Origin of the sequence: Burkholderia pyrrocinia (genome assembly GCF_022809715.1) — a bacterium.
Classification (GTDB): domain Bacteria; phylum Pseudomonadota; class Gammaproteobacteria; order Burkholderiales; family Burkholderiaceae; genus Burkholderia; species Burkholderia pyrrocinia_C.
In genome coordinates, this window is the sequence record NZ_CP094459.1 from 2717849 (window position 1) to 2733055 (window position 15207).

General features: G+C 61.4%; 8 protein-coding genes, 1 tRNA gene and 1 pseudogene. 3 read left to right on the plus strand and 7 right to left on the minus strand.

All coding sequences use genetic code 11. The features are described 5' to 3' along the window. Positions 1-180 precede the first annotated feature (180 nt). Positions 181-2130 (minus strand): ATP-binding cassette domain-containing protein, encoded by a 1950-nt coding sequence (locus MRS60_RS12590; protein WP_105391017.1) that lies wholly within the window; start codon positions 2128-2130, stop codon positions 181-183. A gap of 298 nt (positions 2131-2428) precedes the next feature. Further along, positions 2429-2833, minus strand: a complete 405-nt coding sequence (locus tag MRS60_RS12595) for a DUF4399 domain-containing protein (RefSeq protein WP_034184785.1) — start codon at positions 2831-2833, stop codon at positions 2429-2431. A 198-nt stretch (positions 2834-3031) separates the two neighbouring features. Between MRS60_RS12595 and MRS60_RS12600 the strand changes: the two genes are divergently transcribed. From MRS60_RS12600 to MRS60_RS12610, 3 genes are all read left to right on the plus strand, one after another. Beyond that, a complete protein-coding gene (locus MRS60_RS12600; RefSeq protein WP_006398668.1) occupies positions 3032-3214 on the plus strand; it encodes a rubredoxin in 183 nt (60 codons plus the stop codon). A gap of 132 nt (positions 3215-3346) precedes the next feature. Further along, positions 3347-3421, plus strand: a tRNA-Arg gene (locus MRS60_RS12605). Between the two features lie 162 nt (positions 3422-3583). Further along, entirely contained in the window at positions 3584-4771 is a 1188-nt protein-coding gene (locus tag MRS60_RS12610; protein ID WP_243564773.1) for a tyrosine-type recombinase/integrase, read from the plus strand. Positions 4772-5018: 247 nt separating this feature from the next. Here MRS60_RS12610 and MRS60_RS12615 read toward each other — a convergent pair. The 5 genes and pseudogenes from MRS60_RS12615 to MRS60_RS12635 form a co-directional block, all read right to left on the minus strand. Continuing rightward, positions 5019-5144, minus strand: a pseudogene (locus MRS60_RS12615) (IS66-like element accessory protein TnpA); the annotation flags it as partial. Between the two features lie 138 nt (positions 5145-5282). After that, positions 5283-6068 (minus strand): HNH endonuclease, encoded by a 786-nt coding sequence (locus MRS60_RS12620; RefSeq protein ID WP_243564774.1) that lies wholly within the window; start codon positions 6066-6068, stop codon positions 5283-5285. 2 nt (positions 6069-6070) lie between these two features. Beyond that, positions 6071-8047 (minus strand): hypothetical protein, encoded by a 1977-nt coding sequence (locus tag MRS60_RS12625; protein WP_243564775.1) that lies wholly within the window; start codon positions 8045-8047, stop codon positions 6071-6073. Further along, complete coding sequence (locus MRS60_RS12630; protein WP_243564776.1) at positions 8044-12423, minus strand: Eco57I restriction-modification methylase domain-containing protein; 4380 nt, start codon at positions 12421-12423, stop codon at positions 8044-8046. Before MRS60_RS12630 ends, MRS60_RS12625 begins: the two co-directional genes overlap by 4 nt. A 2-nt stretch (positions 12424-12425) precedes the next feature. Further along, positions 12426-15197 (minus strand): helicase-related protein, encoded by a 2772-nt coding sequence (locus tag MRS60_RS12635; protein ID WP_243564777.1) that lies wholly within the window; start codon positions 15195-15197, stop codon positions 12426-12428. Positions 15198-15207: the final 10 nt, after the last annotated feature.

A 15207-nucleotide genomic window follows, 5' to 3' on the forward strand; every position in this document is an offset into this window, starting at 1 on the left:
GGACAAAACGTTGAGTTCCGTAAAAAAGCGAATCGAAACAACGGTGTGCTTGGACTGCTCTGAAAGCGGGCGCGCGGCGTGCTGCGCTACCCGGGACGCGCGGTATTTTACTGGTTCCGCGTGGCACGCCAATCGCGAGATCGTCGCGCGGCCATCGCCGGCCGCGCGGCGCGTGACGCGTTATGCCGGCTTGCGCTTCGCCTCGAGCGTTTCCCACCGTTCGAGCGCGGCGAGCAATTCGTCGTCGATCGCCGCGAACCGCTCGGTCAGGCGCGTGCCTTCCTGCGGATCCTTCGCGAAAATCGAGCCGTCCTCGAGCTGCGCATTGATCGTCTTCTGCTCCTCTTCGAGCGCGGCGATCTTCTCCGGCAGCGAATCGAGTTCGCGCTGCTCGTTGAACGACAGCTTCACCGTGCGCTGCGCATTGCGGCCCGCGGCGCTCTTCGCCGGCTCTTCCTTGACGGGCGCCGCTTCCTTGACCGCGCGCTTCGCGGCTTCCTGCTGCGCGAGCTGCTCCGAGCGCTCGCTCTGGATCTGCCAGTCGGTGAAGCCGCCGACGTATTCGCGCCACTTGCCGTCGCCTTCGGCCGCGATCACCGACGTCACGACGTTGTCGAGGAACGCACGATCGTGGCTGACGAGCAGCACCGTGCCGTCGTAGTCGGCCAGCAACTCTTCGAGCAGTTCGAGCGTCGGGATGTCGAGGTCGTTGGTCGGTTCGTCGAGCACCAGCACGTTGGCCGGACGCGCGAACAGGCGCGCGAGCAGCAGCCGGTTGCGCTCGCCGCCCGACAGCGACTTCACCGGCGAACGCGCGCGTTCCGGCGCGAACAGGAAGTCGCCGAGATAGCTCATCACGTGCTTGCGCACGCCGCCGATCTCGACCCATTCGCTGCCGGGGCTGATGGTATCCGCGAGGCTCTTCTCCTGGTCGAGCTGCGCGCGCATCTGGTCGAAATACGCGACCTGCAGGTTCGTGCCGGTGCGCACCGTGCCTTCGTCGGGCTTCAGCTCGCCGAGGATCAGCTTGAGCAGCGTGGTCTTGCCCGCGCCGTTCGGGCCGATGAAGCCGATCTTGTCGCCGCGCATGACCGTCGTCGTGAAGCGGTCGACGACCGTGCGGCCGCCGTAGCGCTTCGTCACGTCGGTCAGCTCCGCGACGATCTTGCCGGACTTCTCGCCCTGCGCGACGTCGAGCCTTACGTTGCCCTGCGAATTGCGGCGCTCCGCGCGCTCGTGACGCATCTGCTCGAGCCGCGCGATGCGGCCGACGCTGCGCGTGCGGCGCGCCTCGACGCCCTTGCGGATCCACACTTCTTCCTGCGCGAGCAGCTTGTCGAACTTCTCGTTTTCCACGCGCTCGACTTCGAGCTGTTGCGCCTTGCGGGTCTGGTACGCGGAGAAATTGCCCGGGTACGACAGCAGCCGGCCGCGGTCGAGCTCGACGATGCGCGTCGCGACGCGATCGAGGAACGCGCGATCGTGCGTGATGAACAGCAGGCCCGCGCGCTGCGCGACGAGCAGTTCTTCGAGCCAGCGGATGCCGTCGAAGTCGAGGTGGTTGGTCGGTTCGTCGAGCAACAGCACGTCGGGCTGCAACACCAGCGCGCGCGCCAGCGCGACGCGCTTCTGCATCCCGCCCGACAGCGCGTCGACGCTCGCATCGCCGTCCGGCAGGCCGATCTGCGCGAGCGTCATCGACACGCGCGTGCGCCAGCTCCATGCGTCGTGCGCGTCGAGCGACGACTGCAGCGCGTTCATCCGCGCGAGCAGCGCATCGTGCTCGGCGCCTTCCGGTATGTCCGCGAGGCGGTGCGCGATCGAATCGTATTCTTCGAGCAGTTCGCGCGTGTGCGTGAGCCCTGACGCGACCGCGTCGAACACCGTCGCGCCCGGCTCGAATTCGGGCTCCTGCGGCACGTAGACGGTCACCAGTTCCTGCTGGCGCGTGACCAGCCCGTCGTCGGGCTTCGCGAGGCCGGCGACGATCTTCAGCAGCGACGACTTGCCCGCGCCGTTGCGGCCGATCAGGCCGACGCGCTCGCCGGCTTCCAGCGAGAAATCCGCGTGATCGAGCAACGCGACGTGACCGAACGCGAGCTGCGCGCCGGTAATGGAATAGAGCGACATGGGGAGACGGCGGAGAGAGAGGAATCGGAAGCGCCCATTGTACCGGTCGCGGACGCCGCCACCGGTATGGCCGGACGGACTAGCCCTGCGAGCGGCGCTCGCACCGCGTCGACGCGGTGCGATGGGGCGGTGTCATGTATGGCTTGCGGCCGGTTTCCGGTGCCGGATGCCGGCCGCCGGCTGCGAGTTGCGCGCGACCGGGGAACGGCTGAACAGGCGAATGCCGGCCCGATGCCCGCGGCCGGTCGATCTACCATCCCGCGCGTGGCGCAACGGGCGCCGGCACGGGATGCTGCGGTTACTTCACGTTGACCGTGATCGTCGAACTCATTTCGGGACCGTACGAACGGTGCGCACCGTCGCCGAGTTGCAGCGTCAGCGTGTGCGGGCCGGGCGGCAGCTTCACATCGGTTTCGGTCTGGCCCTTGCCGAAATGCAGCGAATGGTCGGACGCCGGGATCACGTCGCCCTTCGGCACCGACTTGCCGTCGATCAGCAGGTGATGATGGCCCGTATTCGGCGTCATGTCGCCGGCCGGCTTGAGTTCCATGCCTTGGAGACCGAACTTCACGTGCACGGGGCTGGACACCGTCGCGCCGTCCTGCGGCTCGACAAAGAACACGCGCGCTTCGGCGCGCGCGAGCGTCGACACGGCCAGCGCCGCGACACAAACCGCACCCGCGATCCACTTTCTGTTGAGCATCGTTTCCTCCTTCAGATTGACAGGCCCACGAAGCATACACTGCAAGCCCGCCGCACGCGACGACACCCATTGTTCGCGATGCGTACGTTTAAAACGACGTTGCGCAGGCGTTCGGCGAAATTCCGGTAACATTGCGCCTTTCGTCCGCCGGCGAGGCTGCGGACGGCATTACCGAGTTTTCATTATCACGAGCGCTACATGAGCGAAGTAACCGAATACCAGAGCTGGGTCTGCCTGATTTGCGGGTGGGTCTACAACGAAGCGGAAGGGCTGCCCGACGAGGGCATCGCGCCCGGCACCCGTTTTGCCGACATTCCCGCCGACTGGCGGTGCCCGCTGTGCGACGTCGGCAAGGAAGATTTCGTCGTCGTCGATTTCTGATCGCCGCTGACCGCGCGATACGCGCATCGGCGTGCAATCCGCCCGCCGATGCGCCGTGCGTTTGCTATACTCTGCGCGCTGTCCACATCGCCGTCCGGTTCGCGTTTTTCGCGCGATCGTCTGGACATGGCTCTCCCCGTAGTTCAATGGATAGAACAAGCGCCTCCTAAGCGCTAGATACAGGTTCGATTCCTGTCGGGGGGACCAATCTCCCATCTCACGCAATCCCCAGAATTCCCGCAACCCGTGGTAGCATAAGGCTTCACGGGTTTTTCAATTCCGTCTGCGTCCGGTAACGTACTACGGCAGCCGGGGGTATTTGGGGGTATCTCTCGGGGTATCCAAGATACCCCTTGGAGGGATACCCCCATGCCCTTGACCGACAAAGCCGTCAAGAATGCGAAAGCGGACGACAAGCCCGTAAAGTTGTTCGACGGCGGCGGAATGTTCTTGCTCGTTACCCCGGCCGGTCAGCGCTACTGGCGGCTCAAATATCGCGTCAACGGCAAGGAGAAGTTGCTGGCACTCGGCGTGTACCCGGACGTTTCACTAGCAGTCGCACGCAGAAAGCGTGACGAGGCGCGAGAAAAGCTTGCGGCGGGTATCGATCCGAATGAAGCAAAGAGGGAAATCAAACGAACGGCGCGCATCGCAGCCGCTAGTTCGTTCGAAGCGGTCGCGCGCGAGTGGTTCGACAATCAGCGGGCAGGATGGACCGAGACCTACGCTGAGAAAGTCATCCACTCGCTCGAGATCGATGCATTCCCGAAGATCGGCTCACGCCCCATCGCCAGCATCGAAGCGCCAGAAATGCTGGAGATCATCCGCGCAATCGAAGCACGGGGCGTCCGGGAAACCGCCAAGCGACTGTTGCAGCGTTCGCGCGCCGTATTCCAGTATGCCATCATGACTGGCCGTTGCACCCGTAACCCGTCCGCCGACATCGATGCGGAAACGATCTTAAAAAAGGGGCTGGGCGTACAGCACATGGCCAGGGTCAAGCCGTTGGAGATCCCACAGCTCATGCGCGACATCGCCGCGTACCCAGGTGAGCCAGTTACCCGGCTGGCGCTAGAATTGATGGCCCTTACCTTTGTCCGCACGAAGGAAATGATTCGCGCTCAATGGGCCGAGTTCGACGAGACTGCAGCAGAGTGGCGTATCCCGCCCGACAGAACGAAAATGCGGGACCCACATATCGTCCCGCTGTCGCGACAATCGCTGGAGGTGTTGATGCAGCTCCGGCAAATCAATGGTGACCGGCCACACGTGTTCTATAGCGTACATGGTCGAGCACCAATCTCGAATAACACCATGTTGTTCGCGCTTTACCGCATGGGCTACAAGTCGCGAATGACCGGACACGGCTTCCGTGGACTCGCCGCCACGGTGTTACGTGAACTAGGGTACAGCCGAGACGTTGTAGATCGTCAACTCGCGCATGCGGAGCGCAATCAGGTCACGGCAGCCTACGTTCATGCCGAGTACTTGCCTGAACGACGCAGGATGATGCAGCATTGGGCCGACCATCTCGACAATCTCAAAACCCGGTCGTAAGCCCTGAGGGTCTGCGCACTTCTGCGACAGCACATTCAGCGTGAGCCGCGAACTGCTCCCCAAGGATTTGATTGCGAAGCGCGCCAGCGACGGAGTGATGTGTATTAGCCGGGCCTCGATCTGACAGGTACAGCCATGCACGAGAACGAAACCAACGGCTCTGACGTCAAGGAAGAGGTCTTCGCCCTCACCCGGGCCAGCTTCCGCGAGGCGCTGAATCGCGCGCTGCGCGTAAGCGATGAGAGGGACGCGCCACTGATACGCCCGGCTCGCAGGCCAGTTTGGCCAGATGTCGTCGGAATTCGATGGGGTGATTCGGGATGCCTTTGCGTGATGTTCTCTTCGGTGCTTCCGTTGCCACAGTGGTCCCCACTACTTTTGGTGGGGATTACTCTGGCAACTTCCTGTCACATCGTCGAGACGGTGCGGGAGACACGCTTACAGAGCAAGCGCTATCCATGCACATAAGGAACAACGGCACTACGCGCGAAGTCACAGAAAAAGTCGTCGATCATGCGATGGGGCCTTCCTTCGGTCCAGACTGGAATACTCGATCGCGGTGCCACGGCAGGTACGTACGGTGCGCGTCCGCTAGCCCGTGCACGCGAAGCGGTCGATCGAACCCGAGAGTCCGGCGGGCATTAGCATCAAGCAAATCGCTCACGACAATCGTTCCGTCGTTGGCCACGGTGATGAACCCGCGATCGAAAGCAGCGTCGAGGTGCGGCGCGAGCAGGATCCCGTTGTAGACGTCTAGCCGCTCGACATCCGTCTCGCAGTCTGCCCAAGGCTTGATATGGCTCGCGCGTAACAGCGCGGGCACCGCCAACCCAGTCACAGCGCAGCGCTGCTCCCAAAGGTCCAGCAAACCGTCACGGAACAGGTTTTGGCCAATACGCTGGATAACGAGGCGCTCGGCCTCCGTTGTTTGCGGCAACGTGGCGATCTGCTTCTCGAACGTGTGTAGCAGTTCATTCGGCAGTGCCTTCGAGAGCTGGATTGCGCGCCTTAGTAGCCGATGAAGGGCGGATACGTCAGGCACGACGCGCCCGGCGACGGCGGCTGTGGGAATCGGCTCGGACATCGGCGCTCCGTACTCGCCCAGCGCGAGCGCGACATTCTGTTGTGAGAAAGCTGCAAAGAAGACAGTGTCACCGAACGCGCCTAGCCACACGCGGAGTGGGCACTGCGTACTTGCGAAGACAAGCCAGTCGCCCTGACGATCGAGTTCGTGGTCGAACCCGTTGTCCGTGGCCACCTTCTCCAAGCGCGAGACGATGATGGGCGATAGCGCCATTCTCACTCCCCCCCTTCGTCGATCACGTCATGTGAGGACGGTGTCGCCCGGGCGAGGAGGTTTTCAACGCGGCGCTTGAGGAGCAGGTCCAGGTCACTTGCGCGCGACAGTTTCAGAATGCGCGTCGGAGGCTCGCGAAGCAGCCCCGGAGGCGGCGTGGTCGTGGTAAGGATCACCTGAAGGCCCGGCGTCGCATTGCAGGTTTCGTCAACGAGTTTAAGGAACCGGTCATAGAGATGCGGGCTCATCTCGCGCTCTCGCGGGCAATCGAAAATCAGTAGTCCGGGATGAGCACCGCCACCGCTCGCACCATCCGCCGCGCATGCGAGATCGCCAAGCAGAATCTCCAGCACCGTGTAAGCGTCGCCGTCGGCGCCGAGCATCTGGAACGGACGCTTCTCATCCGAGGGCATGAAACGCCCTTTCACACCGAACACCTCGGCGAGCTTGGCGACTCGTGTGGTGATCTGCCGCTCACGCACGGACGCCTGCTGTTGAGCCGAGAGTTTGGCACCCTTGGCCGTCTCGAGCTCCTTCTCGACATCCAAGACGGCAGCACGCGCCCCGCGCAGCTTTCCTGTTTCGGGAGCTTGCTGACTCTCCTGCCATTGCGCGAGTGTCCTGCGAACTGAATCGCCCTCGCCGAGCTGTCGCAATCGGCGTTCGATCGACAAGCTCAGGGTCGCCCTCTGAGTGGTCTTCTTTTGCCCTGCGGCCAAAAGCGCACTGAGCGCCTCAGCTTCTCGCTCGTACTCGGCCTTTTCGGCAGCCTCACGATCGCTTTGTACCTCGATCGTCTTCGTCAGCACATTGATGTCACGCTTTGCCGTCAGCGCAGCCGCGTCGCGTTGTTTCTGGACGTAACTGCATTCCGTATAGGAGACTACGCCGTATTGGCACATGCCTGACAGCGTGAGCAGCTTGTCTCGTCGTTCGCGGATTTCCTTCAACGACTTGTCGTCTTTGCTCCTCAGGGCCACGGTTTCCTCCCACCGCGCCTTCGCCAACTCGACGATCCGTTCTTGTGTCTTGCTGTCAGCAGCAAGCTCAACAAGCTCTCGGTCTAAGGCCGAGATCAGCGCACGATCCTCGTCGTTCTTGGTTTCGAGCCGAGTCGTTTTCGCTTGAATCTCTGTCTCGACCGACTCAGCAAAGAGATCGTCGGCGACCATCTGCAACGCGTTGCTCACGCCCGCCCATACACGGAGCTGCGTTTCGACAATGCCGCGAGTGTTCACACTCCGCTGCTCCTCGCTCCTCACTGTCTCACGAGCCCTCGACAGCTCGCCGGTGAGTGTCGAGATCCGCTTCTCGGCCTTGGCCTCAGCGTCACCGAGAAGACCAAGGACAAGCCGCACGAGAGCCGGTGGATCCATAACCTTGCGGCGCAGCCCGGTTCCGTCATCATTGCGCCACTCGAAGTATTGGCGCAACCCAAGCGCTTGATCACGGGCGATCCAACAGATAATGTGCGACCACTCGACGGCTTGGGCCGTGACAGGAAGCGCACGCGTCGGCATGCGTTGCAGACAAGCCTGTTCACCAAGGTCCGCGACATAAGCCGAGAAGTCCACAGCGTCCGCCCTCGCATTCTCCCCGAAAAGGTCCTCCACAGTTGCATTCTTGAGCGCGAAGCTCTGCTGCCCGAAGGAGCGCAATACCGCGAACCGTTTCTCGCCAGCAACTACTTCTGCGGCAATTCCTCCGCTGCCGTAAAACTCGGCAAGATGGTTGCGCATGGTCTTAACAGCCGCGCCATCGTCGCCCAGCACTGCTCGGAGCATGAGCGAGAACGTGCTCTTACCTACACCATGGCCGGCGCGATCGACCTCTGTCGCGCCCTCGACAAACGTCAGCTCCTCAGCCCAGACGATGTTGAGCCCCGCGTGCAACCGAACGTCGCGAATAAACGTTGCGGGCGAGCGCGACTCGACGATTACGAGACGTTCGACGCGAAGATGCGGAGCCAGATCACTCATGCGCGCTTCGCCTTTTCGATCTGGATCGTCTCGACGGAATGCGTGCCACTAGCTCCCTGCTCAGCACGTTCGAGTCCGCCACGCAGAACGCGTGCGAGCTTTACCAACATAGGCGTCAGCGGGAGCCAGTTCGGAATCGTACCGCCTGGATGTAGTCGAACCATGCCCTTACTATCGCGGGTGACCGCCTTCGCCATTTCGAGCGCATCGAGCAGCTTGAACGCTTGGCTATCAGCGACGCCCTCGGCAAAGAGTGGCTCGGACTCGCGAATGTAGTTGAACTCAATAAGTGCTGGCTCTTCGAGCCACGGGGCTGAGTGTTTCGGGTCCTGAAGCCAAAAGAGAGCTCGACCCAGCGCACTCGAGGAGATGCCCCCTTCGCCGCTACGTCGAATTAGAGTGAAAAACAATCCGGTTCGGAGCGCTTCGGCGTAATCTTTTGGCGTGCCGTCGGGCGCGAACGTACCGTGGCTCGCTCCCGGCGAGGCGGGCAATGGATCTAGCGGCGTTTGGTACGTGTTGCCGTTCTGTACGGCTTCCGCCAGCGCACAGTAGCTCTCAAGAATGACCTTTTTAGTGCGGTACTCGCCGTGGATCTTCTCGTCATTCTTGCGGACAATCGAGAACGTATCCATGACGTAGTCGATATCGTCGCGCGATAAACCATAGAGATGAAAGAACGCCGCATCGAGTTCGCAGCGAAGCTGAAATCTTCGCTCCGTGTCCCAACGAAATGGCGTGCCCACGTAGGCAACGTCTCGCGCAAATTGCTCAAGATCCCACGACGTGTACGTTAGCTCAAGGATTCGCGGAAGCATCCAATCTCCTATCGAGACTCCAGCGCTCGACCACGGGCAATGCTCCAAATACTTCTGGATAGGAATGCTGGGTAGCTGCTTGAAAATCCAGATATTGACGTGCGTCCCACTGATTTTCTGTCGCGCGCAGAAATCAAATACAAACGAGTTTGCGTTCGCAACGAGAAACGCTGCTTCCTGTGCAGAGAGCCCAAGTACCAGATTTATGCTATTGCCCACCGCGGAGTAAGGCAGTACTGCTGCTATCGCCGTCCGCTCATTGGTAGCACTTGCAATATCCCGGAAACCAACCATCCAACGATCTGGAATGCCGCGACGGGCAGTGCGCTGCCTAACGATGGATTCTTCGATAAAGCTCTTAGGAGCAATGCTTACTGACGGAACAAGCTTCTCCGAGAATATCATCTCATTGACTTCCCCGCTTCGCACTGTTGCAAAACGATGGTCGAACTGATGAATGAACTTGGCCTCGTAGAGTGCGATCGAGCCCTCAGATGCGTCCTTCTTGAATGCGCCAGAGTCTCTCGTCATGTTGAAGAGCTCTCCGAGGAAATCAATGCCAGAAAAGCGGCGCACGTCATCAATCATGACGTGCTGCCCGCGACTATAGATTCGTCGACTTATTTCCACGTCACGCGTCGTCGTGAAGACTGGGCAGGTTCGCGAAGAAGGATTGAACAGTTCCAGATCTTCTGCGTTCAGGCGAACCGTACGTCCGGCAGAGCGGAGGTCGTTCAATGTGTGAAGTAGCCAGCCAAATTCAGCCGATCGGTCGACGGACGCACCTGCGGTCCCTCGGAGGGTAATCAGACAGAACCGGAACTGTTGATGAACATCCGGGAAGAAGTTGCCCCGGTTCTCGAAATCAAGAAATCGGCACAAACGCCCGGAGCGCAGGAGAAAGTCAAAAAGTTCTTTCCCTGACTCATCTGTCGCGAGGCCAGTTTGTACAACGATTCCAGCGCGTCCAGTCGGCATTACAACTTGGGCGGCTAGTTCCGTGAAAATTCGGTAGCTGTTGAGGTTCCCATCACCTGTGAATACTAGCCGACCACTAGATCCGAGAAAGTGGCAGGTACCGTCCACGCCCCGCTTATAGAATTCCCACAGGTCATGGGTCGCAGGATCGTCTGTAGGCAACGCGGCAATGAGCCCCTTGCGCAACTTGGCGCTTGGAGCGGTCGCAATATCGGGGCGAATCGCGGCAAAGAATTTTTCTTCCTCCGGCTGAATCTTGTCCCACGGCGGATTGCCCAAGACTACATCGAACCCGCCCCTACCAAATACCTGAGGGAACTGCAGATGCCAATGGAAGAAGCGGTACTGCTCCGCGAGTTCGCTGACGGTCTCCACTGTGAGCGCTGGCGCCTTTTCTTGCGTATCTCGAAGCTGCCTCCACAATTCGTTCGTCGGCGCGGCATCGGCTAGGTCACCCGGCTGCTTGGGCCACACGAAGGCCGCACACCACGCATCGGCTGTGAACTTCTGGTGTCGGTATTCAGGGGAGCCGAGGATGTTTCCCCAGCGAACTTCCTTGCTCGTCAGCTCGTCAAGCTGAGCGTCGCTCGCGGCGTCGAGGTCGACGAATGCGCGGGTGACAGCCCTAGACTCTATCTCACTGTTTTGCGCTCCGCCGAAATCGAGCGTGCGTTGCCCTCCGGCCTCCGCCTTATTCCGCTTTTTCAGCGCACTCGAGGTCTTCTTGTCGTCACCCTCGATAGGGTCCCACGCGGCGTCCGGGATACCCTTGGCCATCAACTCGGGCGTCGTGCCGAGGAGCGCGTTGCCGTGCTGGATGTGAGAGTTAAGAAACGTGAGCGGCATACCCGGCTCGACGGCTTCCATCCAGAGGCCTACCTTGCACAACTCGACAGCCATCGGATTGAGGTCAACGCCGAAAATGCAGTGACCTACCACCTGCCGAAGCGCGTGCTGGTACTCGGATCCTGACGGTGTGCCGTTCGCCTGAAGGCGCGCGACATGCGCGGCGAGTCGGCGAGCGGCGGCGAGGAGGAAGTGCCCTGAGCCGCAGGCCGGGTCAACAATCGAAAGCGCAAGCAACGCATCGACGGGATTGACCGGGTTCTTGGCAATGGTTTCGGCGATTACAGGTTCGAGAGAGCTGTCGAGCAACTCCTGCACGAGACTGTCAGGTGTGTAGTAGCTACCTGTCGTCTTGCGCACATTGCCCTTCTTCTCACCGCCTGTCGCAAAGACGAACTGGCGTCCGTCGCGCGCGATCTGCGGAACAAGCTCGAGGAGGCTCTCATAAACGCTGCCTAGCTCCTCAGGCCCCATGTCTCGCCAATTGACGCGGGAGAGATTGCCATCTTCCCGCAACCACGAGAGCTTGAACATCGCAATAAGGAGCGCGCGGTTCTCGAGCTTCGCCCCGTCAAGCGCGGGACACTGGCTCGTGGCGAAGATGCCAGCGAGCGCCGGCAGGCCGATGCGTGGCTCGCCGGAGGCAAGTCCCCGGAACACGACCTTTGTGCCCTCCCAAAGGTCGGGAAAGCGATCGTGGGCGTTGCGCTTCACCGACCGCTCGCGCAGACGTCGCATGCCGTACCCGTCCGCGTAAAGCGCCTTGACCAAATCGCTCGTGCCGTCGGGATGGAGCAACCCACGCTCTTCCACCGTCAGGAGAAAGATAAGCCGGTAGACCACTCGCAGCAGCTGGTTAAAATAGTCCTTCAGCGGCAGCGTGCCGTTCTGTAGGTCTGCACGTAGCGCCTGGTTCTCGACGTGTGAGAGAAAACCCTGACCGAGCGCGACGAGCGCCTCTTCAACGCCGCGACGCAGGTGCTCGCGAGCACGTGTGCCTTCTTCTCGACCCGCATTACGCCACGCTTCGAGCGCGCACTCGGTAACCGGCTGGCCCTCGCGGCCAAACCGCGTCTCGTGGCAGAGCAGCCAGAGCGCGGCGAAATCAGCATAGCGCTCTTCGACAAAAATGCGTTGGAGATCAGCCTCGATCCATGCGGGACGCGTAAGGCTTGCGTTGTCGCGAATGATGCGCAGTGACGCGCCATCGCTGGCAATGCCCCACAGCGCGCCCTCCTGCGCGTTCAGGAACTCTTGCGCAAGGCCAAAGGCGCTTCGCTTGCGTCCCCCTGCTCCGAACTCCGACGCGAGCGTATCGAGCCCGCTGTCGGCCGCGGCGATGACGACGGGTACGCGCCCCCCTAGTGCCGCATACCCGATCGCGTACGAACGGCCGGCGAGGACGGCTGGTTCCATCGGCGTGACCGACGTGAAACCGAACGCGTCGCGGAGAAGCGCAAGGAGGAAGCGCTCAGAAACGGCCCTCGAATCCGCCTTAGCCTCGTGGCCTGACTTGAAATCAGTCCAATGTGCCTGTGCGATTCGCCAGTAACGGCCAATCTCGTCCCGAAGATTAAGCCCCCTGGGTATGCGATAGTCGGCTTCTGCCTGAAAACCCGCTTGAAGCTGTGCGACCTTTGACAGCCACTCCGGCGAGAGCAGTCCCCCATCGATCGAGAGAGCCTCAAAGGCGAGCTGAGCTTCGCGTGCTTTGGTTTTTCGCTTGGTTACCATATTCAGTCCACCTTCGGCAGGAGGACGAACAGGCCGATGACGTCAGCTGGAAGAAGCGCTTTCACACTGTACCGACCAAGGGCTTCCGCAGCCTCACGTACGCGGCGATGATCGGCGAGTAACGCCTGTGCACGTCGCTCGGCGAACGCGTCCAACTCCAGTACGTGCGTCTCCAACTGGTCTAGTGCCTGCATGACCGCTCGCTCACGCACATGCACCGGTGGATCGGCCACGGGCAACGGCGAGAGCAGCGCGAGTGCTTCTGCGCCCTCCAGTTGCATGCCACCCATCCACGCGATGGCTGTTGCCTCCTCGACAAGGAGTGTCGTCGACTGATGCCCTCGCTGCGACGTGAGTTGATGCCGGAAACGAACAAGCGCGATCAAGGTACGCGACGTAATGCCGTCCGCGATCCAACAGCCAACACGCCCCAGCACACCCGGATCATTCACATCGGCGCTGGCGACGTCGCCGAGCGTGCGCTCAAGCATTGTCTCAGCAAGCACAGAAACGAGCGGATGACTTCTCTGCACCGAGCGGCACCGCGAAGCGGGCGGGTACTTGAAGTCGATGAGAATCGAGCCAGCAAGGCCCTCGACATCCAAACGCTCACGCACGTCCTCGGGAAGCGCACCCAATGGGGCTTTGAAGCCTCTGCGGCCAGAATTGCCTAGTGGCTCAAGTGCTCCGCCCAGTCGCGCTAGCGCGCGCCCGGTAAAGCGCTGCACGTCCTCCGTGCCACCCAGTACGGCAACAGACTTTTTCCACTCCGGAAGCACATCGTCAGGCTTTAGGCGGCGCTGCGCGAAAACGGTCCGATTCTTTTTCGCGTTCTCGGCGGCGTCGAACCATCGCTTCTCGATGGCCTTGGCCTCCTCCATATCGACGAAATCGAACGTCAGCTGACGCTTCCTGTCACGTTCGCGATTGCGCAGCATAACCGCCTTCATAAGCGCTTGGCTGAGTGTGTGCCCGTCGTCAGGCAGCGGCACTGGTACACCGAGCTCTTCCCGAATCTTAGCCGCCTTCCTGATGATGACCTCAAGCACCGCGCCATCAACGGGGTTGTTCGCGCCGTAAAGCAAGGTGGCACGCACGACACTGCTCTCCTGGCCGAACCGATCGACCCGTCCTTCTCGCTGCTCATGACGTGTCGGATTCCACGATAGGTCGTAGTGGACCACCGCGTCGAAGTGCTCTTGCAGGTTCACTCCTTCAGACAGGCAGTCGGTGGCAACAAGGATACGGCGTTCGGCATCGCCCAAAAGCTCGACCTTCTCCTTTCGCTCGTCCGATATCAGCTCGCCCGTAACGACACCGACCGCGACGCCCTTAATCTTGGCGCCGAGGTGTTGACCAAGATAGTGGGCCGTCGCGATGTAGCGGCAGAAGATGACTGGGTTAAAGCCTCCTTTCACCAATTCTGCGACGTGGTCGATGAGCACCTTGAGCTTCGGGTCACCTGCTTGCCCGGCAAGCTCTTCGGCCTGCGAGATAAGGGCTGTGAGTGATTCGTCCGCCGAGCCCAAAGGAGGCTCCACGTCATCTTCGGAGAGAGCGTCGGCGGCCCCATCAAAGACGTGCTCCTCAATGACGTCCTCGGCGACTTCCTCTTCAAGCCCCGCACGAGTACGCAACGCTAGGACCGCAGCCGCAGGGCTCGACGCCACACACCTCATGAGCGCCAATGTGCCCCAGAAGTTAAGCCGCTGCTTCTTTGCATCCTCACCAGCCTGAGCAACGACAGAAGCGCAGTAATCGAGGACGCCATCGAAAAAGCGCTCCCACGCCCCGGTAAGCTCGTAGGTCAGCTCAGTTGTCTCGCGCCGAGGGAAGAGGCTGCCCTCCTTCCATTCGGCGATGTCGGGGCGACGACGCTGAACGAAGTGCGCCGCGAGACGGTCGCGCAGCCGCTTGTGCTCGTCGCCCGTCGCGCTAGAGAGCGCGTCGAACTCCGGGTGGAGTAGCCCAATCAATCGAAAGTATGCGTCCTCGTCACCGCTGTGCGGTGTCGCCGTTAGCATTACGAGGTGGCGAGCGCGGGCGCGCGGGTCACCCGCGCTGTCAGGGGAGTTGCCGACAAGGCTCTTCAATAGCTCGTAGCGCTGGTGCCGGCCCTGGCCGGTTGACGCACAGGTGTGCGCTTCATCGACGATAACCAGCTCCGGGCACGCGCGCAGAAACTCCGCACGCCGTCGCTCGCTCTTGATGTAGTCGAGGCTGACGACTGTGTGCGAATGTGTCGTGAAAATACTCTCACTCGGCGGAAGATTGCGTTCGAGGCGTGCGGCGCTGGCGGCCGTCACCGCAACGGGACGCAGGTGGAAGCGGCCGTCGAGCTCACTGACCCACTGGTCAACGAGGTGCGGCGGGCAGAGCACGGCAAATCGCTCAACGTCGCCACGATCAAGCAACTCGCGCGCGATGAGCGCGGCCTCTATCGTCTTGCCAACGCCCACGTCGTCGGCAATGAGCAGCCGTATCGGGTCAAGCTTGAGTGCCATGAGCAGTGGCACGAGTTGGTAGGCGCGCGGCTCGATCGAGATCTGCCCGAAGCTGCGGAACGGACCGGCGCCCCGACGTAGTGAGAGGACGAGCGCATCACGCAAAAGCAACGCCGCATCGTGGCCTGCAGTCTGCGAGGGATCAGGCCTCGGGAATGAGGCATCTGCGACCGGTGTAGCTTCGAGCCCGAGGTGGATGTACGTCTGGTCCTCTTCGGAACCCGAAATCGGACGAACACGTAGCACTTCAGCGTCACTGCCGGAAAGCACGACCCACTCG

Coding starts and splice junctions, on each gene's coding strand:
- MRS60_RS12590 (WP_105391017.1), bottom strand. CDS start 2,130: ATGTCGCTCTATTCCATTACCGGCGCGCAGCTCGCGTTCGGTCACGTC.
- MRS60_RS12595 (WP_034184785.1), bottom strand. CDS start 2,833: ATGCTCAACAGAAAGTGGATCGCGGGTGCGGTTTGTGTCGCGGCGCTG.
- MRS60_RS12600 (WP_006398668.1), top strand. CDS start 3,032: ATGAGCGAAGTAACCGAATACCAGAGCTGGGTCTGCCTGATTTGCGGG.
- MRS60_RS12610 (WP_243564773.1), top strand. CDS start 3,584: ATGCCCTTGACCGACAAAGCCGTCAAGAATGCGAAAGCGGACGACAAG.
- MRS60_RS12620 (WP_243564774.1), bottom strand. CDS start 6,068: ATGGCGCTATCGCCCATCATCGTCTCGCGCTTGGAGAAGGTGGCCACG.
- MRS60_RS12625 (WP_243564775.1), bottom strand. CDS start 8,047: ATGAGTGATCTGGCTCCGCATCTTCGCGTCGAACGTCTCGTAATCGTC.
- MRS60_RS12630 (WP_243564776.1), bottom strand. CDS start 12,423: ATGGTAACCAAGCGAAAAACCAAAGCACGCGAAGCTCAGCTCGCCTTT.